Below are 22,928 nucleotides of genomic sequence, written 5' to 3' on the forward strand. Positions count from 1 at the left end.
GTTATATTCTTTTGCGAACGGCCTTTTAACTCGTTTTGCTCTCAGGGAGGTGTCCATGGAAAAAAACAACCGGCGCGATTTTCTCAAAAAGGCGACGACAGCCACGGCGGTGGCTGCCACCGCAACGACCATTGGCGCACCGGCCATTGTTCGCGCTGAAAAAACCTACAACTGGAAAATGGTGACCACTTGGCCACCGCATTTCCCGATTCTGGGGGAAGGTGCGGATAAGTTGGCGGAAATGATCGGAGTGATGTCCGGTGGCCGGCTTAACGTACAGGTTTACGGCGGAGGAGAACTGGTTCCGCCATTGCAGGCCTTCGATGCGGTCAGTCAGGGGATGGTGCAGATGGGCCACGGCGCCGCCTATTACTGGGCTGGAAAAGCCCCGGCCGCACAATTTTTCGCGGCGGTTCCTTTCGGGCTGAATGCTCAGGGCATGAACGCTTGGCTGTACAGCGGCGGGGGCATGGAACTGTGGGAAGAGCTTTATGGTAAATTCAACCTGGTGCCGATGCCGGCGGGAAATACCGGTGTGCAAATGGGCGGATGGTTCAACCGGGAAATCAAGACCATTGATGATTTCAAGGGTTTAAAAATGCGGATCCCCGGACTGGGTGGAAAAGTCCTGGCCAAGGCCGGCGGCACGGCAGTGCTTTCCGCTGGCGGGGAGATTTATACCAACCTGGAGCGGGGAGTTATCGACGCGACCGAGTGGGTCGGACCCTATAATGATTATAAGATGGGTTTCTACAAGGTTGCCAAATACTACTATTACCCGGGCTGGCATGAGCCGGGCACCGTGCTTGAGTCCTTTGTCAACAAGAGCGCTTTTGAAGAACTGCCCAAGGATCTCCAGCAGATTGTCAAGACGGCAGCGATGTCGGCCAACCTGTGGATGCTCTGTGAGTCGGAAGCCAAGAATAATTTCTATCTGCAGAAGATGATCAAGGAAGAAGGGGTGCAGCTGAAGAAGTTCCCGGACGACGTGGTCAAGCAACTGCGCCAGTATTCCGCTGAGGTGCTTCAGGAAGTGGTGGACAAGGACCCGATGAGCAAGAAGGTCTACGACAGTTTCAGCAAGTTCCAGAAGGACTATCAGGTCTGGGGCAAAGTCTCTGAAGCGGCCTATTATTCACTCTTTGATTAAGCCCATTCGGTTACGTAAAACAATGCCAGGGAAAGTTCTTGCGACTTTCCCTGGTAGGCTGAAAAGCCCGCCTGGAGCGGGCTTTTATTTTTGATTTTGGGCAGCCGGCCCGCTCATCAAGGGTGCCTGGACAGGTATTTCGGTAGCCAGGTGACGGCTTCCGGCCAGAACACCACAATGACAATACAGAGTATCTGAATCGCAATGAATGGAACGATCCCTTTGTAGATATGCGTTGTTGTGATGGACGAGGGGGCGACTCCCTTCAGATAGAACAGGCTGAAACCGAACGGCGGAGTCAAGAAGGACGTCTGCAGGTTCAGGGCGATGAGGATGCCGACCCAGAGCAGATCAACACCCATCTTTTGAAAAATCGGTGCCACCACCGGAACAATGATAAAGGTGATTTCGATAAAGTCGATGAAGAAACCGGCAATGAAGATAACCAGCATGACGATAAACAGGAAGTGATGGGCCTCAAGGCCGGCATCCATGATCAGCCTGGTGATGTAGTGATCTCCCCCCATGCCGCGGAACACCAGGCCGAAGGCGGTGGCGCCGACCAGCAGAATAAACACCATGCAGGTCAGGGTGGTAGTTCCGCGCATGACTTCACGCAATGTCTTCATGCTGAACTTTTTCTGCCATACGGTGAGCAGGGTTGCGCCCAAGGCTCCGACGGCGGCGGCTTCCGTGGGGGAGGCGATGCCGGCAAAAATGGAACCGAGGACGGCGAGAATCAGGAAGAAGGGGAGCAGAAATGCCCGGACAATCCGCCGATACATCCCCGAGGCCCGAAAGTCGGCCAGCTCATCAGCGGGCATGGCCGGAGCTGATTCGGGGCGGAAGGTGGCGACGATGATGATCCATACGACATAAAGGCCAACCAGAACCAGGCCCGGGATGACCGCACCGACAAACATATCGCCGATGGAGATATTGAGCACGCTGCCGAGCAGCACCAGGACGATACTGGGGGGGATGATCTGCCCCAGGGTGCCGGCGGCGCAGATCGTCCCGGTGGACAGCTCCGGGGAATAGCCCCGCTTGATCATGGTCGGCAATGACAACAGACCCATGGTGACCACGGTTGCTCCGACAATGCCGGTGGAGGCGGCCAGCACGGCCCCGACAACAATGACCGAGATGGCCAGGCCGCCGCGTAATTTACCGAACAGCATGGCCATGGTTTCGAGAAGTTCTTCGGCCAGCCCCGATTTTTCCAGCATCAGTCCCATGTACACAAAGAGCGGAACCGCGATCAGGACATAGTTGGTCATGGTGCCCCAGATGCGCAACGGCAACAGCTGGAAAAAATTCATCCCGAAGGTGAAATAACCGAAGATCAGCGACACTCCGCCCAGGGTGAAGGCGACGGGGAAGCCGAGCAGGAGCAGGGCAAAGACGACAATAAACAGAACGATGGACATGTATTCAGGCATGCTGTTGCTCCTCGGCTTTAGTGGTGCGGGGATCGACAAGGGGTTTGCCGATCAGAGTACAGAAGGAGCGCAACGCCAGGGAAATCCCTTGCAGGAGGACCAGGACGAAGCCGGCCGGGATCATGGACTTGAGCAGATAGCGATAGGGCAGGCCGCCGGGATCGGGGCTGGTTTCCTGAATGGCCCAGCTCATGCTGATAAAGCCCTGGCTGGTCCAGATCACCAGCAGGGAGAACGGAATCAGAAACACAATGCAGCCGAACAGGTTGATCAGGGCCTGGCCGCGCGGCGGCAACAGGGTGTAAAAGACGTCAACGCGGACGTGACTGTCCTCTTTCAGGGTGTAGGCCGCCGCGATCAGAAACAGCACGGCAAAGATATGCCATTCCAGCTCCTGTACGGCCACGCTGCTTTTACGCAGGAAATAGCGGGTGAAAACATCGTAGCAGACGATCACGACCAGCAATGTGCTTAACCAGGATGTAAAATGCCCGACCCGGGTGTTCAGCCCGTCGATCAAACGCACGATCAATCCAATCAATTTCATTCAAATCCTCCATTCGGCGGGTGACATTAATTGGAAAAACAGCTAAGCGGTTATACTCTGTCAACTGTTGTTTTGAGTCAATATATAACATCCTGTATCAAATAGGTTTCCATTTCTTTTATTCGGGTCGCTGTCTTGTCTCAGTCAAGTGTCGTTATGCCGGCGGGGGTTTCGATCCGGGCGCAGAGGCGGGGGCGGGGGGCCTTGCTCAGCTCGATGAGCTGGGCGATCCCCAATTCGTCCAGCAGTGGGGTGAGGGTTTCCGGGTTGGGCGACCCTGCCTCCAGCTTCAACAGGCGGCAGTTACGCTCCGGCAGATTGGTCGCGGGGTGCTGACCGTGCGGCCATTGAATCAGCGACGGCAGGATCCCTGCGGCAGGCAGCGACCCGTCATCCGGGACGGTCAGGGACCAGTGCAGCTGGTTGCGGGACATGGGCAAGGTGCGTCCGAACTTTCCCGGGAAGCGCTGCTGCAGGTTGTCGAGTTGTTCCGTGCGGCAGACCCAGTGGATCAGCCGCGGGCGCACGGAGAGGGCGGCCCGTTGCTCCTCTGTATCCATCCCAAACCAGCGTTTGCGCTGTGGGGATGGCAGGCTCGGTTCGATGGCGATTACTTCCAGGTAGGTGGGCCCGTCCAGCTTAAGCAGGGCGTTATGGGTGCCCATGACGATATGCTGGCCACCGGCTGTGAAAGGGACGCCCAGGCGGGACTCCAGGTAGTCCACCCCGGCGGCCAGGGTTGTTGCCGCCACGACGAGGTGATCGAGTTGCAGAAGTGGTGGGGCCGATTCATTGCTAAGCATTTTTGCGACTCCTCAAAAAAAGAAATTTATTGTTCCAGTACGCTAGTTCAAAACTATGGACTTTCAGTGCATAGTGATTTAGTCCCGAATGGCGCTCGTTTAAGCAACTTTGCAGTAAACTCGGGACTGTCCCCAGGGTCATCGGGGGCTGTCCCAAAAGTTTGCGAGCCATGAAACTGTCGCGGTTAACACCGCAAAGACCTGGGACAGCCCCCGTGCGGGGACAGTCCCGGTTTTGCTGCCAGCGACTCTTAAACTAGCGCCATTCGGTTTAGTCCCTGTCTGGAGAATAGTCTGTAACAACTGTCCGAATTGTCATACAAGGGATGGTTGAATCCACTTGCTGCAATGAAAAAAGCCGGGTCAAGAGTGACCCGGCTTTTTCCAATGAACGAAAGAGAAGCGACTTATTCTCTGACGAAGGTGTCGATATCGGTTTCGTGAACCATCCCCATCAGGCGGGCATATTCGGATTCAATGAGCGCATAATGGTGTTCGGTCGAGACTGCATTCTCCTCAAAAACCGCTTTAACTTCCGGGTCGGCAATCTTGGCGGCCATGGCGCGCAGGCTTTCCGCCAGTTTCTGTTCCTTGTCCATGGCCAGTTCCATGGCCTTGCGATCGTTAAAGTTTTCCAGCAGGGCTTTGTCCAGATCGGAGAGCCATTCGCTGGATTTTTCCGGGGGGGCTTCAATAAATTCATCAAACGGCGGGAGAAGGTCTTCACACATGCATTTATCGAAAAAATGCTTGGCATGGTCACGTTCTTCACGGGCCAGCAGTTCGAAGGTTTTGATAGCGTCCGGGTCTTTCATTTCTTTGGCAGCTATTTGGTAAAAGTTCATGGCATTTTTTTCGGTTTGCACCGAGCTGGCCAGAGCCTTGTTGACTTCGGTCTCGTTCAGCATCAGATTGTTCCTCCTTCTCTCGTTGATTGAAAGGTAATGAATTCAGCTGATCACTCAGCTGCAGCAATCGGGGTAAAGGTCCGGCTGGCGAGCTCCTGATCGATCATCATCAGTCCGCGGCCGTCCTCTTTAACTCTTTTCAACTTGGCAATGATGAGGTTGACACTGGCTTCTTCTTCAATCTGTTCGGTGATAAACCACTGCAGAAAAATCTGCGCGGCATGGTCTTTTTCCTGTTGGGCAAGGTCCATCAGGTTATTGATTCTGGCGGTCACCGACTGTTCGTGTTCGAGGGACACTTCAAATGCCTCCAGCGGTGACGCGTATTCGTTGCGCGGGGCATCGATCTGCTGCAGTTGCACCCGGCCGCCGGTTTCGCAGACAAACTGGAACATTTTTTCCGCATGAGCCATTTCTTCCTGGAATTGAACGTCCATCCAGTTGGCCATGCCGGGAAGATCTTCCGCTTCGAAATATGCCTGCATGGCTTTGTAGGTTAAAGCTGAATAAATCTCATATTGAATCTGATCGTTGATGGCACTGACGAGTTTCTGGTTGAGCATGATAATTCTCCTTGAACGAAGCTGATGTTCCGCTGGTTTGACCCGCAGCTGTCAAGTTCTGTAAGGACGACTACGCGAATAAATATAATTCTACATATATTAACAGAAGCCTGCCGCCAAGATCACTAAAAATTACGGTCAGGCGCATAATCCACCGCCTGACAGGCCATTGGACTCTACGGAAGATGTTCTGTTATCGACAGCTTTATGCCGGCCTGCTATGTTATGTTGTTCAGGAGTCGGCAACAGATTAATTTTGTCCGCCGTGCCGCAACGCGGCGCAGGTGGATTTTGTCACAACTTTATGAGCGCAGAAAGCAGACCATGAAAATTTTTTCCGCTGAATTTATCAAAAGTGCCGCCCGGGTAGCGCATTATCCGCAGAGCGAGCTGCCGGAGGTCGCCTTTGCAGGGCGCAGCAATGTTGGCAAAAGTTCCCTGATCAATGTTCTGCTGAATCGCCGCAATCTGGTGCGGACTTCTTCGACCCCGGGACGGACCCAGCTGCTCAACTTTTTTAACGTTAACAACCTGTTCTCCCTGGTCGATCTGCCCGGCTACGGCTTTGCCAAAGTCCCCCTGACGGTTAAAAAAGAGTGGGGACCGATGATTCGTTCTTATCTGGAACTGCGGGAAAATCTGCAGGCGGTGGTCTTTATCATGGACATCCGCAGGGTGCCGGGGCAAGAAGACATCCAGCTGCTTGACTGGCTGGAGGAGTTCGGGGTGCCAACGATTCCGGTCGTCACCAAGCTGGACAAGGTGAATCGGTCGCAGCGTGACAAGCAGGTGCGGGTGATCGCCCGGGAGACTGGGCTGCCCCTTGAGGCGTTTTCGCTGTTTTCGGCGCAGACCCGGGAAGGCCGGGATGAAATCTGGGAGCGGATTGAGGATGCCCTGGCACTGGCCGGACCGGAGGATAGCCGTGAGCCCTGACCCTGCTGCCGCGGTCAGCCGGTCGACGCCGGGTTGGGCAGACTGGTGGAGCAACAAAGGAGAATCAGCATGAAGGCAACCAGACTGCACCTGTTGCGCCACGGACAGGTTGAGGGTTACCAGGAAAAACGCTACAACGGCCAGGGTGACGTACGCCTGACCGATCTGGGCAGGCAACAGTCAGCCGCTTTTGCCGGGCGGTTTCAACATCATAAATTGAGCGCCATTTATTCCAGCGACCTGTATCGGTGCCGGGTGGCCGCGGATCAGATCGCGCTGTTGCAGAACATTGCGCCGCTTTATCGCGAGGACCTGCGGGAACTGCACATCGGCGATTGGGAAGGGCGCACCTGGGAGCAGCTGCAACAGGAATACCCAGAGTTGTGGCAGGCCCGCCTCAACGATATCGTCAATGTGGCGCCCCCGGGCGGGGAGAGCATGCTGCAGATGGCCGAGCGGATCCGGCCGGCGGTCAAGGAGATCATCAATGCCCATGTCGGCGGCGAGATCGTGCTCGTGGCGCATGGCGGCGTCAACCGGGTCATTCTGCTGGATGCCATCGGCGCTTCCCTGGAGCGGCTGTTTCATATTGAACAGGATTACGGCTGCCACAACATTATCGATTATTTTACCGACGGTATCGCGGTCGTCAAACGCCTGAACGGCTGATCGGGAATCCCGTCGCGCTCGGTTGACAGTTTAACAATGGTTTTGTTTTCGGACTGAACCAGTTACCATAGCGGTTCTTCTTCATCACCTGCTCAGGGCCGGTCGTTGCGGGCTGATTGTTGCCAGGGTTGCCTCAAGGGAGCAAACAATGAAATCGATTCATGTTATCGGAGCTGGAATAGCCGGGCAGGAAGGGTTTACCCCCCGGGCGGTGGAGCTGATCGAACAGAGTGAACTGCTGTTCGGCTCGGCTCGGCTGCTGAAGCTGTTTCCGGATTATGGCGGGGAAAAAGTGCTCATTGAAGATGAGACCCGGGCCGAAATGGTGTCCCGGCTGAGCGATTTTGCGGGGCGGGCCGTGGTTCTGTCCTCTGGAGATCCGCTCTTCTTCGGGGTCGGCCGCTATTTGCTCCGCAACCTGACCGACGAGCTGATTGAGTTTTTGCCGAATGTCACCTCGGTTCAATACGCCTTTGCCAAAATCCGCGAACCCTGGGATGACACGATTTTTGTCTCTGCCCAGGCTAGGGAACTGAAAGAGGTGGTTGATCGCATCGTTGCCAATGATAAGGCCGCGGTCCTCACTGACAGTATCAATACCCCGGGAATGATCGGGCGGGAATTGCTCAGCCGGCAGCGCAGCGGCTACAAAGCGTTCTTGTGTGAGAACCTGGGGACCCCGGAAGAGAAGATCCGGGTCACGGATATCCGTGGTCTGCTCGAACTGGACGTTGCCCCGCTGAACCTGCTGATCCTCATCAAAGAGTATGAAGCGGATGCGCAGCAGTATGTGCCGACCCTCGGTATTCCGGATGATGAATTTGTCAGTATTAAAAAGTTGATCACCAAGGAGGAGATCCGGGTGGTGACTCTGGCCAAATTGAAGCTGCGCCATGACATGTGCCTCTGGGATATCGGCGCCGGTTCCGGTTCGATCTGTATCGAGGCCGATCACCTGCTCCCGAACGGGCGAATCTTTGCCATCGAGCGCAATGAGGAATGCCGCCAGTTCATCAAGGAGAACCTGCAGAAATTCAACACCCGCAACGTCGCGCTGATCGAAGGGGATGCGCCGGATTGTCTCGACGAACTGCCTGATCCGGACCGGGTTTTTATCGGCGGTAGCGGCGGACGGTTGTGGGACATCCTGGAAACCGTTGATCAACGCCTCGGCAGCGGCGGGCGGATTGTGCTCAATGCCATTACCCTGGATACCCTGACCGCGGCCAATGAATTTTTCGGCAACGCCGGCTACCTGGTTGAAGTGGTCACGGTCAATATCGCCAGAACCCGTCCCTATTCAAACTATAAGATGTTCGAAGCCTATGACCCGGTCTATATCCTGACCGCAGTCAAAGAGTAGGGCGCCCCCGGCTGCAGCTCAGCCGCGGTTTTTGCTGAGCAGCTCTTTCTGCCGCCGGGTGTCGAGGATCATGGTTTGGTCAAGGTTGTTGGCTTTGGGGGTGTTCGCGCCCAGGTAGTGAAAAATCAGGCTGTGTTTACCGATGATAATCTCATCGCCGTCGAGCAGTTCGTATTTGTCGATTTTTCTTTCATTGACAAAGGTGCCGTTGGTACTGCCGAGATCTTCGATGACATAGGTATTCATAACTTTTCTGATCAGCGCATGCCGGCCGGAAACGGCCAGGCTGTCGATCTGAATATCGTTCTGCTGGTTGCGCCCGACCTGGATCTTACCGCTGTCGGTGGTAAAGGTTTCGAGCACCGCGCCCTGATAGGTCAACTCGATCTTCAGCATGATTGGCTCCCTTTTCATTTTGGGTGAGGGCCTGTCTTAATTGCCAGGCGCCGATGTTGTCGATTCATCCAGTTCAATAATATCCACCACCACGACCGTGACGTTGTCCAGCCCGCCGGCGGCCAGGGCTTTTTCAATCAAATCGGCACAGGCCTGGGCCGGGGTGCCCTGACTCAGACAACGGGCAATCGCGGCGTCTTTCAGCATCGTGGTCAGCCCGTCGCTGCACAGCAGCAGCCGATCCCGGGCCGCGAGCGGGATGTTTTTTTTACAGATGTCCAGTTCCGTTGTAATGCCGACTGCCTGGGTCAGCAGATTGCCAAGGTTGGAGCGGCGGGCGTCCTCGGCAGTGATGATCCCCATGCGCAGTTGCTCCGCAACCAGGGAATGGTCTTCGCTGAGCTGTTGGAGCTCTTTGTTGCGCAAGCGGTAGAAGCGACTGTCGCCGATATGGGCGAGCCTGGCCTGATTGTCACTCAGGGCCAGAATCGTCAGGGTGGTTCCCATCTTATGCCAGGCTGGATTGACCTCCGCGGCCTGACGGATCTCAGCATTGGCGGCGCGGACCGCTTTGCCGAGCCACAGGTTCAGGTCCGCGGCATTCCTTTTGGCCAGGGCGGTGCAGACCGTTTCGATGGCCAGGCGACTGGCCACTTCGCCGGCCGCATGCCCGCCCATTCCGTCCGCAACAATAAACAGACCGTTGGCCAGGTCGATATGAAAACTGTCCTCGTTGTTGCTGCGTTGCAGACCGGTATCCGTTTTTCCACAGGCTTCCAGCTTCATCCCTGTCCCAGTTCCTTTCGCAATTCGTTAAGTTCCTGGTAAAGTGCGGCCGCTGTTTTGAAGCGCCGGGTCAGATTTTTCTGCATCAGTTTGCCCACCAGCGGATAGACGGCCGCCGGGAGTTTGGGGCGGACTTCCCGCAGTGGCGGATAATTGCCGTGGGTAATATTGAACATCAAAGTGGTGATGTTGTCACCCTGAAAAGGTTTGCTGCCGCTGAGTAATTCGTACATAACGACACCCAGGGAGAACAGGTCTGAGCGGCCATCGACTTTTTTGCCGGCGATCTGTTCCGGGGACATGTAGTTGGGAGTGCCGAGCACGATGCCGGTTTCCGTTGCCGAAGCCGCGGTGAAGCGGGCAATGCCGAAATCGGTCACCTTGACCTGGCCGTTGTCCTGCAGAAACAGATTGGCCGGTTTGATGTCGCGGTGAACGATTCCCTGCTCATGGGCGCAGGCGAGACCGCTTGCCACCTGGGTGACAATGTCGACGACCGCCGGGACCGGCAGCAGCTTGCCGGCTGTGCAGTAGTGGCTCAGGTCCTTGCCGGTGAGCAGTTCCATGGCCAGAAAAGCCAGGTCCTTTTCTTCGCCGATGTCGTAGATTGCGAGCAGGTTAGGGTGGTTCAGCTGGCCGATGGCTTCCGCCTCGCGGAAAAACCGCTCTTTGACGCTGTTCAACAGGTTCGGCTCAATGTTCTGGTAGGGCAGGGTTTTGATGGCGACCTCACGATTGATTTTGGGATCGATGCCGAGATAGACCACGCCCATGGCTCCCTGTCCCAGCTCCTGCTCAATGCGATAGCGCCCCAGGGTCGGTTTTTCTCCCGGCTTTTCAAGAACCAGGGTGGCATCGGCCCTGGCCAGCGTGACCGTACCGTTATCCTGATCGAGTTGTTTCAGGCGGCTGGCACAATCCCGAAAACGCCCCCCCTGAAGAAGATGGCGGTAGGCTGTTGCGGCGTTTTGCGGGCTGCGTTTGCGTTCACATTCGAGGCCGATGGTGTAAATGATCTCACGGTTGGCCTTGGCCCCGGGTTTGAGCAGCAGGGCCTTTTCCAGCGCCAGATCAAGGAGCCCCTGCTCCTGGAAACGCTGGGCGAGCAGCCGGGTGCTTTCCTGGCGATGGCGATCCAGCTCGGACAGCCCATGCTGTCTGCGCAGCAGCAGAAAGCCACCGCTGCAGAAAAGAACCGCGGGGATGATTTTCAGCCAGAGGCCGGCAAAGACCAGGGCACAGGCCGCAAACAGGATCCAGCCGCTCAGGAACAATGCCAGGGTCATGCTCCCGGCCCGCAGGGACAGGCGCGGGATCAACAACAGCAGCAACAGGATGAAATAGAGCTGTACGCCGGCTTCGGCCAGCCAGGCCCAGGGCGGACGTTGCAGAGGACTGTCGGCCAGCAGGGTTGCCGTGGCCCAGGCCGCTAGTTCGCTGGTGCTGACGGTTCCGAAGCCGGGGACGCGCTGGCGGTCGCCGAAACCATCGGTCGGGCCGATCAGGACTGTGCGCCCCTGCAAGCTGTTTGCCGGCAGGCGATCGGCCAGCAGGTCACTGGCACTGACCGTTTGAAAGGGCCGGTGCTGGCCGGAAAAATCGACCAGGGAGCGAAAAAAGCCGTGCACGGGGATCTCGAGGCCGGCAGCGGTCAGCGCTCCGTTCGCGGTACTGGGCGGGTGCTGCAACTGGTCACTCTTCAGCTGTGCGGCCTGCAGGGCCAGCTGCAACGGCAGCGCTGGCAGCAACCGGCCGGCCCAGGGGACGAGCAGGCCCAGGTTGCGCACCCGGCCGTCACAGTCCGGGGAAAAAAGCAGGTGACCGGCGCGTCCGGCTTCAGCCAACGCGTCTGCATGGGGGAACAAAAATCCTTCGGGCTGTGGGCGTTGTTGCCGCCAGGGAGCCAGCGGATTCTGCAAATAAGCGGGCTGGTGACGGGAAACTGCCGTGGACGGGATGTTCGGGATGGTCAATGCTGTCGGCGGTTTGCTCTGCTGCGGGGTTGGTTGCCGAGCCGCGGCAAGGGTCAGGACCACTTTGTTCGGGTCGATGGCATTCAGCAGCCGGTTCGCCTGATCAGGATTGACCGGCAGCGGCTGCAGCAGAGCCGTGCTTGCCGCTCCCAGCCGTTGCACCTGGCGGAGCATGACGGCAAGGGTTTCCGGCGTCTCAAGATCGTCGGCGAAATCCATTCGGCTGCGCTGATCGATGGCGATCAGGGTCACCCGCTCCTGGCTCAGGGCCGGGCGCAGGGTCAGCAGACTATCATAAACCGGGTATTCCAGGGGCTGCAGAATGCCGCTCTCAAGCAAAGACGCGGCGAGAAGGAGCAGGCCCAGGGCCGGCAACAGCAACCAGGGAGAGGTTCCCATTTGCGTGAGAAAACGCATTTGATTCCTTGCACTTAGTCATTTGTATAAGAAAAATCACATTATTGTATAGTAATTCTGAAGAAATTTGGATCTTTTTTTGCGTTATCGACGAGGACATTCTTTTCGGTTTATGCTAATAAACGCATCCGCAAATACGAAAAGGATCTACTCAATGGCAATTGACAGTCTCCCCGATCCGCAACATTTACGCCAGTTGGCGCTGGCCGTCATGCCCTACGGTAAATACGCCGGTCGCTACCTGGTCGATCTGCCGGAACCCTATGTGGTCTGGCTGGTCAAGCAGGAACTCCCGGCGGGGCTGCTCGGGCAGCAGCTGCTGGAAATTTACGAAATCAAGGTCAATGGTCTGGAAGGGCTGCTGCGGCGGCTGATCCGTGAGGCGGGCCGATGAATGCTTTACCCTGGCAGCCGTCGGAAAAGCCGCTGATGCTGGCCCCGATGCAGGGGCTGACCAATGAGGCGTTGCGCCAGTGTTTCATAGAGCGCTATTGCCCGGATATCCTTTTTACCGAGTTTGTCCGCGTCAACAGCCAGTCGCGTAAACGCATCGCCAAGGCCGACCTGGCTGAAATCAAGGCGCATCGGGAGGCCACGCCGCTGGTTGTCCAGTTGATCGGCAACGCTCCGGCGGCCCTGGCCGATGCGGCCCAGCGGGTCCAGACGGTGGGCTGTGGTTATCTTAACCTGAATCTGGGGTGTCCCTACGGCCGCATGACGACCGGCGCAACCGGCGGTGAACTGCTGAAAAATCCCCTGGCCCTGGCCGGTTTGCTGGCTGAGCTGAGAGCCGTGATCACGGGCAGCTTTTCGGTCAAATGCCGGGCCGGTTATGATGATCCGCGGCAGCTATTCGATTTGCTGCCGGTCTTTGCCGATAGTGGTGTCGATTTTCTGATCCTGCATCCGCGCACTGTCGTGCAGAAGTATGCCGGGGTCGCAGACCATGAGCTGACTGCCGAAGCGGTTCAGCGCACCGCCTTGCCGGTGATCGCCAACGGCGATATCTGCACAGCCGGACAAGCCCGGCTGCTACTGCAACAGGCCGGTGTTGCCGGGGTGATGCTCGGCCGCGGAGCCCTCGCCGATCCTTTGCTGTTCAAACGGATTCGCGGGCAGGAACCCGACTGTGTCGATGAAGGGCAGCGGCGCCTGGAACTGTATGCCTTTATTGCCGACCTGCTGCCGCGCTATCTGATCAAGTTCTGCGGGGAGCGACAGGCGTTGATGAAGCTCAAGGATGTGCTGAATTTTATCCCCGACCCGCTTCTCCAGCGCGACTTGGGGAAGTTGAAACGGGCGGTCACTGTCGAGCGTTTTAATGCATTGCTCAGCGAGCGCTTCCTGGCCCCGGCGGGCATTTGAGGGGCGTTGCTGACTGTTTTTGAGGCGGTTGGGAAAACCTTTGCAATCGCTGCTACTTATCAACATTTATCCACAGGTTACACACAGAAGATTGACAATATGTAGTAGCTCCCCGGAAAAAAATAGCTAGATGTAGTGGTTTTTGGGTTGGGTTGCCCACTGACTTATGCTAGTGTCTGCATGACGTATTTTGGTTCTGTAACGTCCTTTCTACTTAGTTTTCATCCGGAAGCGGCCCTTTTCCGCTGTGGCGGTGTCAATCTGCGGGTTTTCTTGTGCGGCGTAAAGGACTACGCCTTCGCGCAACCCCTTGATGTCCTTGCCACAACGAAAAATTGCCCGTTTCCAGTCTGAAAACTTAGCCGTTGCCCTTCGGAGTTTTCGGATGGCAACTAGTTAATTGAAATATCTCTGTTGCAATCAACTTGAACAACCCGCTGCTACGACGGGGAGGGGTTTAAATGCTAGAATTTATCCGTAAACGTGATGGTCGACTGGTTCCCTTTGAAGAAGACAAAATCGCCCGGGCGATTATCAAGGCGGTTGAGGCCGTTGGTGGAACGGATTTCACCAAAGCGGCCGATATCACCCGCCAGGTGAGCGGGATCCTGTCCGTGCTTTACAAGGGCGGCCAGGCACCGACCGTCGAAAATGTCCAGGATCTGGTCGAAAAAATCCTCATTGAAAACGGCCATGCCCAGACCGCCAAGGCCTTTATCCTCTACCGTAAGCAGCATGAAACCCTGCGCCGGACCCGGGAGTTCATGCAGACCTCCATCGATGCCATCGATTCCTACCTGGTCCGGGAAGACTGGCGGGTCAACGAAAATGCCAATATGGGCTACTCGTTGCAGGGGCTGAATAATCATATCGCGGCCAATATTACCAGTAACTACTGGCTGAATAAGATCTATCCGGATGATATTGCCGACGCTCATCGGCGCGGGGATTATCACATCCACGATCTCGGCATGCTCTCGGTGTATTGCTGCGGCTGGGATCTCAAGGACCTGCTCCTGAAAGGCTTTACCGGTGCTTACGGCAAGGTGCAGAGTGCGCCGCCGAAGCATTTCCGCACCGCTCTCGGCCAGGCCGTCAATTTTTTCTATACCCTGCAGGGGGAAGCGGCCGGAGCCCAGGCCTTTGCCAATTTCGATACCCTGCTGGCGCCGTTCATCGCTTATGACCGGTTGACCTATCAAGAGGTCAAGCAGTCGCTGCAGGAATTTGTCTTCAATATGAACGTGCCGACCCGGGTCGGTTTCCAGACCCCCTTTACCAATATCACCATGGATATGATGGTGCCGGCCAACATGGCCAAAGAGGCCGTGGTTATCGGCGGGCAGCTGATGGAACGTAGTTACGGTGAGTTCCAGGAGGAGATGGACATCTTCAACCGGGCCTTCTGCGAAGTGATGATGCAGGGGGATTCCTCCGGCCGGATCTTTTCCTTCCCCATTCCGACCTACAACATCACCCGTGACCTCGACTGGGAGAGCGACCGTTTGCAGCCGGTCTGGGAGATGACCGCCAAATACGGAATCCCTTATTTCAGCAATTTCGTCAATTCCGACATGGACCCGGAGGATGCGCGCTCCATGTGCTGTCGGCTGCGTTTGGATAACCGTGAGCTGCGGCGCCGGGGCGGGGGGCTGTTCGGCTCCAATCCGATGACCGGGTCGATCGGGGTGGTCACTATCAATTTACCGCGCGCGGCCTACTTGGCTCACAACAAGACCGAGTTCTTTGAGCGGATCAGTCGGCTGATGAAGCTCGCCTATCAGTCCCTGGAAATCAAACGCAAGCAGCTGGAGCGCTTTACCGAGGACGGCCTGTACCCGTTCAGCAAGTTCTATCTCGCTTCAATCCGCGAGCGCAGTGGCAACTACTGGGATAATCATTTTTCGACCATCGGTCTGATCGGGATGCATGAGGCCTGCCTCAACCTGATTGACAGCGGCATCGAGAGTGACGCAGGCAAGGCACTGGCGCAGGACACCCTCGAATTTATGCGCAAGCAGCTGGAAGTGTTTCAGGACGAGACCGGCCACCTCTACAACCTGGAGGCAACTCCGGCTGAAGGGACCAGCTTCCGCTTGGCCAACAGTGACCGGAAACGCTATGCGGATATCATTTGCGCGGGGCAGGACGAGCCCTACTATACCAACTCGACCCAGCTGCCGGTAGGGATCACCGAGGACATTTTCGAAGCCCTGACCCACCAGGACACGATGCAAACCCGCTATACCGGCGGAACCGTTTTTCACGGCTTCCTGGGGGAACGACTGGAAGACTGGCGTAGCGCCCGGCTGCTGGTCAAGCGCATCGCCGAAAATTTCCATTTACCATATTTTACCCTCAGCCCGACGTTTACGATCTGCCCGGTGCACGGCTATATCTCCGGCGAGCATTTCTCCTGTCCTCATCATCAGGAAGGGAAGGCCGCCTGACCACAATACACCACTTTATTTGCTTAGGAGAGAGTTTGATGGGAACCAAATGTGATGCTAAAACTGAAGTTTATTCAAGGGTTTGTGGATTTTTCCGACCGGTCCAGCAATGGAACAAGGGGAAGAAGGAAGAATTTAAAGAACGCTCTGAATATGTTGTAACCACCAAGGAGCAACAGCGCTGAAAACGATCCGAATCAAAGGTTTTCAGGGAACCAGCCTGCTCGATTTCCCGGGGCGGGTCGCGTCCCTGGTCTTTACCGGGAGCTGCAACCTGACCTGTCCTTTTTGCCATAACGGCGGTCTGGTTCTGAATCCGGATGACTATCCGGATATTCCCGTGGAAGAGTTGCTGGCAGACCTGAAAAAACGTGGGGGTTTTGTCGATGGAGTTGTGGTGTCGGGCGGAGAGCCGACCATCGATGCTGGTCTGCCGGCATTTTTAGCCCAGCTCAAGGCTTTGGACCTGGCCGTCAAAGTCGACAGTAACGGTCTTGCTCCCAATGTGATCGCGGCGTTGTTGGAACAGGGGTTGGTCGACTCCTTGGCCATTGATATCAAAACCTCACCAGCCCGTTACGCAGAACTCCATAGCGGGCCGGTGGACAGTGTCGCTCTGGCCGAGACCGTGGCTCTGCTGGCAACCGCTCCGGTCAGCGTCGAGTATCGGACCACCTGCATTCCGCAGCTGGTTGGCGCTGCCGAGATCGCTGCCATCGGGGAGTTGCTGCGCGGTGCGCCGTTGTGGGTCCTGCAGCAATATGTTCCGGCTCATGCCATGAGCGCGGACTGGCAGAGGCTGGATCCTTACCCTGCGGCGCAACTGGAAGCCCTGGCCGAACAGGCCCGGAGCTATGTCGCTCAGGTCAAGTTGCGCGGAATCTGAGTACTGGTGATGCTAAACAATCAGCCACGGGCGCTTTGCGCCGTGGCTGATTTTATTTACAGACCCTCTCCGCGTTGTTTCTAGCGGCGGTATTTTAAAGCTGGTTACTCAATGACCTTGTGGCAGAACAGGCAGCGGAATTTGGCCGGATGGTCTGCCGGCAGCGGGACATCGTTCGGATTGTGACAATCTTCGCAAAATTTTTCTGCGGCTTTTTTTCCGTCGTTTTTCACGATATCGTAAAAACGTGAATGAATTTCATCCTTTGGAACTCGCTTGGTGCTCTCCTCCGGAGCCATCCAGAGAACGCCGATGATGATAGCGGCTCCCACCAGCAAGATGATATCCCGTTTTTTCATGGCTTTCTCCTGATTCTAAATGATGATGCCCCAAGGGGCTGCTATGCTGTTAATCGGTTTTGATAAAAAGAATGTAGATGAACAGGGCGACGACCACGGCACCGCCGCCAACGATGACATAGAGCCCGCCGCTTTCGATTCCTGAGACCCCGGTTCCTTTGCTGACCGTCCAGGACAAGGCCAGGGCAAAACCGCCCAGGCCGACCAGAAACGCGGAGATGGTGCGCCAGCCCATGAAGTAGGTAAACAAAATGGCAACGGCGAAGCCGCCCAAAAACCAGGGATCCGTACTCAGGTTGCCGACGTTCCAGTCTTGCAACTGCTGCATCACCTGGTCGGTGCGGAACAGGTCGAGGTACTCTTTGACGGTGGCCCAGCTCATACGATCTCCTCGCGGGGGATTTGGATCTGCAGCCGGAGAACCGGCTGGGCAAGATACTAGCAGATTGTCTACAGTGGGGAAAGTCATAAAAGCCCGTAAATCTTGACTTTGGCTCAGGCCTTCTCTACGATGATCAAGTTTTTGCAAGGGATATTTTCCGACTTTTTTGTCGTTTGTTTTTTACAGGAGTTTTCGTGCGTTATCGAGCCATCGGTATTTTTGATTCCGGTGTCGGTGGTCTGACTGTTTTCAAGGAAATAGCCGCATTACTGCCAGGAGAAAATCTCATCTATCTCGGGGACACGGCCCGGGTTCCCTATGGAACCAAAAGTGTCAAAACCGTCCAGCGTTATGCTCTGGAAGCGGCCGAATTTCTGGTTGACCAGGGGGTCAAGTTGTTGGTCGTCGCCTGTAATACGGCTTCTGCCGTTGCCTTGCCCGCTTTGCGTGAGCGCTTCAAACTGCCGGTGATCGGCGTGATTGAGCCAGGCGCCCGGCGCGCTGCCAGCAGTCGCAATCGGCGGATCGGGGTGATCGGTACCGAAGGAACCATCAACAGCGGCCGCTATCCGGAGGCGATCAAGGCTCTGGTTCCGGATGCGGAAATTTTTTCCGCGGCCTGTCCGTTGTTTGTGCCCCTGGCTGAAGAGGGCTGGGCCGAACATGAAATCGCCCGGTTGACCGCTGTGGAGTATCTGCAACCGTTGATTCAGGCGCGCATCGACACCCTGGTCCTGGGTTGTACGCACTATCCCCTGTTGCGCAATACCCTCGGCAAGGTCCTCGGGCCCGGGGTCACGCTGGTCGACTCAGCCGAGGAGACCGCGAAGCTGGTGCAGCAGCTGTTCCGCGAGCAGGGGCTGGCGCATCCCGCTCATGGTGGTAACAGGGCTTTTTTCGTGACGGACGTACCAACCCGTTTCGAGGCCGTGGGGCGCGCTTTTCTGGGGGCTCAATTGACAAAAGTGGAACAGGTTCAGATAGGTTGAGGAGCAAATGAAAAAGTTTGTATTAAGTCTGCTGGGAGTCCTGCTGATCGGTATTCTGGCTGGCTATGGGATCAGCTGGCTGCTGCAGCAGCCAGGCAAAAAACAGCAAGAGGTGAAGGTGGCGGTCCAGGAAGAGCTTCCCGGGCGCGAGGTGCTGCTCTACTTTACCGACCCTTCCGGAGCGTACCTGGTTCCGGAATACCGGAACATTGCCGGGTGCGAGCTTGAAAGTGACTGTGTCCGCGGGTTGATCCAGGAACTGGTCACCGGTTCCCGGCAGGGCGGGATTGCCGTTCTCCCCAAAGAGACCAAAGTCCTTGACGTCGGGATCGAAAACGATCTGGTCAGGGTCGATTTTTCCCGCCAGCTGGTTGACCTCCATCCCGGCGGCAGTCTGACCGAGCTGCTCACGGTGTACAGCCTGGCCAACAGCCTGAATGAAAATTTCCCCTATTTGCGGCAATTGCAGATTCTTGTTGATGGCCAGATCCGGCAAACTTTAAAAGGGCATGTGCGGATCGATCAACCTGTTTATGCCGATTTCAGTTTCGGTCAGCCGCCTGAGCTCGGTGGCGAGACACCAGCGCCGGGGAAGGATACTGCCGAGAAGGGGGAATTAAGTATCGACCAGTTGATTCAGGATGCCGAGAGCGGCAAAGGCAAGGCGCAGTAATCTGCCTCGGCAACCGGAGCGCAGCAGCAGCTGCGGTCTGATATGATTGGCAGGGCAGGTTCGCAGATGATGATAGGGGGCGTTCGGCTGGATGGTTCGCCTATTTGGGAGATGTCGCATGATTGTTGGATTTAATCACAATATCACTTACCGGGGAACCGGTTTCCATGTGCAGACCGAGGACAGCGGGGTTAAAAATCCCCAGCTGGTGACTTTGCTCTATCACAACGGAACCATCATCTCTTCGCAAAAGACGGTCTATGCCGATATTATCAAGGTGGACAAACTTGAGCTGGTGATTGAAGACCTGGCCAAGGAGCAACATAAGGGCATGTTGCGGCGGTTGACCGCCGGTGAATTTGATGAGCGCATTGTCGCGTTGGGGATCTCCCTTGGCGCGGCCCAGGATAAGCAGCAGCCCGCTCCGGCAGAGCCTGCCACTACGGCACCGGTCGCCAAAGAAGGTGGTACGGCGGAGCCGCTCCCCGCGCCCGAGCCTGAACCTGTCCGGATTGTCGAAGAACCGATTGTTGATAAGTTCCAGAAACCAAAGCCGCATGCCGAATTAAGTCTGGATGAACTGGTCTACGCCTATCTGACCGCTGGGCAGGATCAGCACTGAGCCAGCAGCACCGCGGTCAGGGTGCCCAGAGCCCGACTCCGGCGGCGCGAGCTTGTTGCTCGATTTTTAAAAAAGCTTGTTTTTCCTTGAAATTATAGCGGCGAAAGACTGTCGCCAGGCCTTTTTTGAGCAGCAGCCGATTGAGCATTTTCCCGTCTTCAAGGTAGACGTAAGCCAGAGTTCTGCCATATTTGTCATAGCGTTCTGCCGCTACCTCCAGGCGGACCTTTTTCCCTTTGACCGTTTCGATCCCGAATTTTTTGGCCTGCCCGGCGATGCGGCGGAGTTTTTCCACAGGAATATGAAACCGCTGCGCGTAAAAACGGTCGCGTGAAGAATCTTGATACTCGGGGGTGTCGATTCCGATCAGTCTGACTTTGCCGATCGGCTCAACCAGGAGGGTGTCACCATCGTAAACCCAGCTGACGCGGCCGGTGAGATCGGCGCCATGAACGAGCGCGGCAAACAGCAGGAACAGGAGGGCCGCACTCAGTGTACGCATGTCAGCGGCCCCAGAAAAATCGGGTAAAGAAGCCGGTGAAAAACCCCCAGACCAGGTTGCTGAGAATGATGACCAGCGGTGTCAACAGCCCGAGGTTGAAGCCGGCGATACCGCGATGATAGACGTAGGGGTAGAGGTAGAACAGCGCCACCAGCGACGGAATCAGGGAGAACCAGAGCCCTTTACGAACCCAACGGCAGCGTTGCCGGGGGGTGCCGATGGTGAGGAAGTACAACAGCCCCCAGAGTCCGCCGAAGAACATGGCCGGATAGAGGGCGGCCAGATCCAGGGATTGGGACAGCCTGACGTTCAACAGCTTCAGGATACCCCAATGCGTCCCCGCCCAGAGGAACAGGCTTTTGGCCAGCCCGCCCAGCAGACCGCCAACAAAACTGACCGCAATCAAAGCTCCGCTTTTCGGCATGGTTCCTCCTGCAAGGGATGGTTGGAAAGGATTCCGCCGGGTTCAGAACATAACAAATATAGAAGATGTTGTCACTCCGGTGCGATGTTCCGCCGGAGTCATTTGCGCAAGGCTAGCTCGTTGCCATCCGGAAACTCCGAAGGACAACGGCTAAGTTTTCAGATTGGAAACGAGCAATTTTTCGTTGTGGCAAGGAAATCAAGGGGTTGCGCGGAGGCGTAGTACTTTACGCCGCACAAGAAAACCCGCAGATTGACACCGCCATAACGAAAAAGGGCCGTTTCCGGATGAAAACTAGCTCAGATCGAGGGCCTCGTTCATGCTGCCGCTCCGGAAGCCTTGCAGGTCCAGGGTGACATAGTCAAAACCGTTTGCTTTGAACCGCTCGACAACTTCGTTGCGTAAGGCACTGTCAACCAACCGGGTGAGATCGGCCGGGGCAACTTCAATGCGGGCCAGGCGGTCATGGCAGCGAACCCGATAGTTTTTGAACCCCTGTTCCCTGAGCCAGGTTTCGCAACGTTCGATCTGCTCCAACTTTTCCAGGGTGATGGCCGTTCCATAGGGAAAACGGGTCGCGAGGCAGGCCAGGGGCTGCATATCCCAGGTTGGCAGCTGCAGTTGCCGGCTCAGATCGCGAATGTCCTGTTTGGTGAGGCCGGCTTCCAACAAAGGCGAGCGCACCCCCAATTCGGTCAGGGCCTGCTGGCCGGGACGGAAATCATTCAGATCGTCCAGGTTTGATCCATCCGCCAGCGCCGCAAGCTCTTCATTCTGCAGTTCTGCCAGGAACTTGCTGAAGATATTAAACTTGCACAGATAGCAGCGTTCCGGAGGGTTATTGACAAATTCGGGTTCGTCAAGGGCCGGATTCTCAATGAGGCGATGGCGAACCCCGAATTGCGCTGCCAGCTTGCGGCTTTGCTCGATCTCGAAGGCAGGAATGATCGGTGCCGTCGCGGTCAGGGCAAGAACTTTGTCCGCGCCCAGGGTGAGCGTTGCCACCTTGAGGAGAAAGGTGGAATCAACCCCACCTGAATAGGCGACGGCAACCGACCCGAGGTTGCGCAACAGCTCTTGCAGACGTTGGTACTTCTGCTCCAGGGGCATTGGCGAAGCGGTCAAATGAAATACATGAACCGGTGATCCAGCTCTTTTTCCAGGCCCATTTCCTGCCCCTTATCACAAAGGTCCTTCAGGGTGATGGACGCAAAATAATCGCCGAGGATCCGGCTTCCTTCAGCCCAGATGTGCTGGGTCAGACACTGATTGTCAAATTCGCAGACCGGGGGCGATTCGCCATCCTTGCGCAGGCCTTTAATGCAGTTGACCAGCAGGAGTTCGCCCTCCGCAGCCAGGACAATTTCCTTGACCGTGATCTTGTCGGCGGATCGGGCCAGGCTGTACCCGCCTTGCGGGCCACGCCTGCTTTTGAGCAGGCCGGCTTTCTTCAGATCCTGAAAAATCTGCTCAAGATAGCGCGGGGAAATATTTTGCCGTCTGGAGATATCCTTGATTTGTGCAGGCAGGTTTCCGGCATGATAAGCCATATCAAACATGGCACGGACACCGTAGCGACTTTTGGTCGATAGCTTCATTTTATCGTCTCCTTAATATGCTTGTTTGCACTATATGAATCTCTACTTTTACTGTCAAGAATAAAGCACTATTTTTAACTGGAATATTTGGAAATTGAATTGATCCCAGGATGATCGGGAATGATTCCGGGCTGTTTGCCAGGCTGAACCGGTGCCGGGCCGTTGGGTTTGCGGCCTTGCCGGGGAGGATTGCGCTGTCGATTGTTACCAGTAACGCGCTACTTCATGCTAGTATTCGGCATCCATTCAGCACCATCGTTACGGGAGAGGTTGATGAAAGAGTACCGGTTTCAATTGGAATTTTCCGTCAGGGATTACGAATGCGACATGCAGGGGCATGTCAACAATGCCGTTTATCTCAACTATCTGGAGCACTCGCGGCATCAATTTCTCAAAGAGGAACTGGGGCTGAACTTTGCCGATTTTGTCGGCCGCGGCATCAGCCTGGTGGTCATTCGGGCCGAGCTGGATTACAAACGGTCCCTGCAGAGCGGTGACCGTTTCATGGTCGGGGTGATTCTGGAGAAAGTTTCGCCGCTGCGCTACTGCTTTATCCAGGACATCTATCTGCTGCCGGAAAAAAAATTGGTTCTCAAAGCCAGGGTGACCGGAACCGCCGTTAATGCCCAGGGTCGACCGGAACTGCCGGAGGAGATCAGCGCTGCGTTGAATGCCCGCTAGCAGCCGGAAAAAAGGCAGTTGCCCACTAATAAATGGCACGGGCA

25 protein-coding genes and 1 pseudogene are annotated in these 22,928 nt (G+C 56.1%); 12 read left to right on the forward strand and 14 right to left on the reverse strand.

All coding sequences use genetic code 11. The features are described from left to right. The first annotated feature begins 55 nt into the window (after window positions 1–55). On the forward strand, window positions 56–1,150 hold the full coding sequence (locus N909_RS0112310) for a TRAP transporter substrate-binding protein (RefSeq protein WP_029915506.1): 1,095 nt from the start codon (window positions 56–58) through the stop codon (window positions 1,148–1,150). Window positions 1,151–1,266: 116 nt separating this feature from the next. Here the strand turns inward: N909_RS0112310 and N909_RS0112315 are convergent, their stop codons facing one another. The 5 genes from N909_RS0112315 to N909_RS0112335 all read right to left on the reverse strand — a co-directional run bounded on the left by N909_RS0112315 (window position 1,267) and on the right by N909_RS0112335 (window position 5,413). Then, entirely contained in the window at window positions 1,267–2,592 is a 1,326-nt protein-coding gene (locus tag N909_RS0112315; protein WP_029915508.1) for a TRAP transporter large permease, read from the reverse strand. Continuing rightward, window positions 2,585–3,139 (reverse strand): TRAP transporter small permease subunit, encoded by a 555-nt coding sequence (locus N909_RS0112320; RefSeq protein WP_029915510.1) that lies wholly within the window; start codon window positions 3,137–3,139, stop codon window positions 2,585–2,587. The genes N909_RS0112315 and N909_RS0112320 overlap by 8 nt, the downstream gene beginning before the upstream one ends. 140 nt (window positions 3,140–3,279) lie before the next feature. Next, entirely contained in the window at window positions 3,280–3,942 is a 663-nt protein-coding gene (locus N909_RS0112325) for a VOC family protein (RefSeq protein WP_029915512.1), read from the reverse strand. Between the two features lie 407 nt (window positions 3,943–4,349). Continuing rightward, complete coding sequence (locus tag N909_RS0112330) at window positions 4,350–4,850, reverse strand: ferritin-like domain-containing protein (RefSeq protein WP_029915514.1); 501 nt, start codon at window positions 4,848–4,850, stop codon at window positions 4,350–4,352. 50 nt (window positions 4,851–4,900) lie between these two features. Continuing rightward, the gene (locus N909_RS0112335; RefSeq protein WP_029915515.1) at window positions 4,901–5,413 is read right to left on the reverse strand and encodes a ferritin; all 513 of its coding nucleotides are present in this window, start codon (window positions 5,411–5,413) and stop codon (window positions 4,901–4,903) included. A 324-nt stretch (window positions 5,414–5,737) separates the two neighbouring features. Between N909_RS0112335 and yihA the strand changes: the two genes are divergently transcribed. From yihA to N909_RS0112350, 3 genes are all read left to right on the forward strand, one after another. Next, complete coding sequence (gene yihA / locus N909_RS0112340) at window positions 5,738–6,349, forward strand: ribosome biogenesis GTP-binding protein YihA/YsxC (RefSeq protein WP_029915518.1); 612 nt, start codon at window positions 5,738–5,740, stop codon at window positions 6,347–6,349. Between the two features lie 69 nt (window positions 6,350–6,418). After that, window positions 6,419–7,018 (forward strand): alpha-ribazole phosphatase, encoded by a 600-nt coding sequence (cobC, locus tag N909_RS0112345; protein WP_029915520.1) that lies wholly within the window; start codon window positions 6,419–6,421, stop codon window positions 7,016–7,018. A 148-nt stretch (window positions 7,019–7,166) separates the two neighbouring features. Continuing rightward, window positions 7,167–8,381: a bifunctional cobalt-precorrin-7 (C(5))-methyltransferase/cobalt-precorrin-6B (C(15))-methyltransferase gene (locus N909_RS0112350; protein ID WP_029915522.1), complete on the forward strand. Its 1,215-nt coding sequence runs from the start codon at window positions 7,167–7,169 to the stop codon at window positions 8,379–8,381. A gap of 18 nt (window positions 8,382–8,399) precedes the next feature. Here the strand turns inward: N909_RS0112350 and N909_RS0112355 are convergent, their stop codons facing one another. Genes N909_RS0112355 through N909_RS0112365 form a run of 3 tightly spaced genes read right to left on the reverse strand, consistent with a single transcriptional unit; the run spans window position 8,400 to window position 11,953 of the window. Continuing rightward, complete coding sequence (locus N909_RS0112355; RefSeq protein WP_051689728.1) at window positions 8,400–8,777, reverse strand: FHA domain-containing protein; 378 nt, start codon at window positions 8,775–8,777, stop codon at window positions 8,400–8,402. Between the two features lie 36 nt (window positions 8,778–8,813). Next, the gene (locus N909_RS0112360) at window positions 8,814–9,563 is read right to left on the reverse strand and encodes a Stp1/IreP family PP2C-type Ser/Thr phosphatase (protein WP_051689729.1); all 750 of its coding nucleotides are present in this window, start codon (window positions 9,561–9,563) and stop codon (window positions 8,814–8,816) included. Then, window positions 9,560–11,953 (reverse strand): serine/threonine-protein kinase, encoded by a 2,394-nt coding sequence (locus tag N909_RS0112365; protein WP_051689730.1) that lies wholly within the window; start codon window positions 11,951–11,953, stop codon window positions 9,560–9,562. The genes N909_RS0112360 and N909_RS0112365 overlap by 4 nt, the downstream gene beginning before the upstream one ends. Window positions 11,954–12,107: 154 nt before the next feature. Between N909_RS0112365 and N909_RS0112370 the strand changes: the two genes are divergently transcribed. From N909_RS0112370 to N909_RS0112390, 4 genes and pseudogenes are all read left to right on the forward strand, one after another. After that, window positions 12,108–12,347, forward strand: coding sequence for a DUF3820 family protein (locus tag N909_RS0112370; RefSeq protein WP_029915530.1), 240 nt, complete (start codon window positions 12,108–12,110; stop codon window positions 12,345–12,347). Next, complete coding sequence (locus N909_RS0112375; RefSeq protein WP_051689731.1) at window positions 12,344–13,318, forward strand: tRNA-dihydrouridine synthase family protein; 975 nt, start codon at window positions 12,344–12,346, stop codon at window positions 13,316–13,318. Before N909_RS0112370 ends, N909_RS0112375 begins: the two co-directional genes overlap by 4 nt. 461 nt (window positions 13,319–13,779) lie before the next feature. Continuing rightward, a pseudogene (locus N909_RS0112380) lies at window positions 13,780–15,953 on the forward strand (ribonucleoside triphosphate reductase). Window positions 15,954–15,964: 11 nt separating this feature from the next. Then, on the forward strand, window positions 15,965–16,654 hold the full coding sequence (locus N909_RS0112390; protein WP_281174863.1) for an anaerobic ribonucleoside-triphosphate reductase activating protein: 690 nt from the start codon (window positions 15,965–15,967) through the stop codon (window positions 16,652–16,654). A gap of 104 nt (window positions 16,655–16,758) precedes the next feature. Here the strand turns inward: N909_RS0112390 and N909_RS0112395 are convergent, their stop codons facing one another. Then, window positions 16,759–17,013, reverse strand: a complete 255-nt coding sequence (locus tag N909_RS0112395) for a hypothetical protein (protein ID WP_029915539.1) — start codon at window positions 17,011–17,013, stop codon at window positions 16,759–16,761. 49 nt (window positions 17,014–17,062) lie between these two features. Then, window positions 17,063–17,395 (reverse strand): hypothetical protein, encoded by a 333-nt coding sequence (locus N909_RS0112400; protein ID WP_029915540.1) that lies wholly within the window; start codon window positions 17,393–17,395, stop codon window positions 17,063–17,065. A gap of 194 nt (window positions 17,396–17,589) precedes the next feature. On the opposite strand from N909_RS0112400, the gene murI reads away from it, so the two are divergent. From murI to N909_RS0112415, 3 genes are all read left to right on the forward strand, one after another. Beyond that, a complete protein-coding gene (murI, locus tag N909_RS0112405) occupies window positions 17,590–18,384 on the forward strand; it encodes a glutamate racemase (RefSeq protein ID WP_029915543.1) in 795 nt (264 codons plus the stop codon). A gap of 7 nt (window positions 18,385–18,391) precedes the next feature. After that, window positions 18,392–19,057, forward strand: coding sequence for a GerMN domain-containing protein (locus tag N909_RS0112410; protein WP_029915546.1), 666 nt, complete (start codon window positions 18,392–18,394; stop codon window positions 19,055–19,057). Between the two features lie 118 nt (window positions 19,058–19,175). Then, window positions 19,176–19,679 carry a RomY N-terminal domain-containing regulatory protein gene (locus N909_RS0112415; RefSeq protein WP_029915548.1) on the forward strand — a complete coding sequence of 168 codons (504 nt, stop codon included), beginning with the start codon at window positions 19,176–19,178 and terminating at the stop codon, window positions 19,677–19,679. A gap of 16 nt (window positions 19,680–19,695) precedes the next feature. On the opposite strand, the gene N909_RS0112420 is transcribed toward N909_RS0112415, so the two are convergent. The 4 genes from N909_RS0112420 to N909_RS0112435 form a co-directional block, all read right to left on the reverse strand. Further along, window positions 19,696–20,181 (reverse strand): thermonuclease family protein, encoded by a 486-nt coding sequence (locus tag N909_RS0112420; RefSeq protein WP_029915550.1) that lies wholly within the window; start codon window positions 20,179–20,181, stop codon window positions 19,696–19,698. A gap of 1 nt (window position 20,182) precedes the next feature. After that, the gene (locus N909_RS0112425) at window positions 20,183–20,605 is read right to left on the reverse strand and encodes a hypothetical protein (protein WP_051689732.1); all 423 of its coding nucleotides are present in this window, start codon (window positions 20,603–20,605) and stop codon (window positions 20,183–20,185) included. A gap of 294 nt (window positions 20,606–20,899) precedes the next feature. After that, window positions 20,900–21,730 carry an ATP-dependent sacrificial sulfur transferase LarE gene (larE, locus tag N909_RS0112430; protein WP_281174848.1) on the reverse strand — a complete coding sequence of 277 codons (831 nt, stop codon included), beginning with the start codon at window positions 21,728–21,730 and terminating at the stop codon, window positions 20,900–20,902. Beyond that, entirely contained in the window at window positions 21,727–22,203 is a 477-nt protein-coding gene (locus tag N909_RS0112435; protein ID WP_029915555.1) for an RrF2 family transcriptional regulator, read from the reverse strand. The genes larE and N909_RS0112435 overlap by 4 nt, the downstream gene beginning before the upstream one ends. Before the next feature lie 273 nt (window positions 22,204–22,476). Between N909_RS0112435 and N909_RS0112440 the strand changes: the two genes are divergently transcribed. After that, window positions 22,477–22,884, forward strand: a complete 408-nt coding sequence (locus N909_RS0112440) for an acyl-CoA thioesterase (RefSeq protein WP_029915557.1) — start codon at window positions 22,477–22,479, stop codon at window positions 22,882–22,884. Window positions 22,885–22,928 lie beyond the last annotated feature (44 nt).

Origin of the sequence: Pelobacter seleniigenes DSM 18267 (genome assembly GCF_000711225.1) — a bacterium.
Classification (GTDB): Bacteria; Desulfobacterota; Desulfuromonadia; order Desulfuromonadales; family Geopsychrobacteraceae; genus Seleniibacterium; species Seleniibacterium seleniigenes.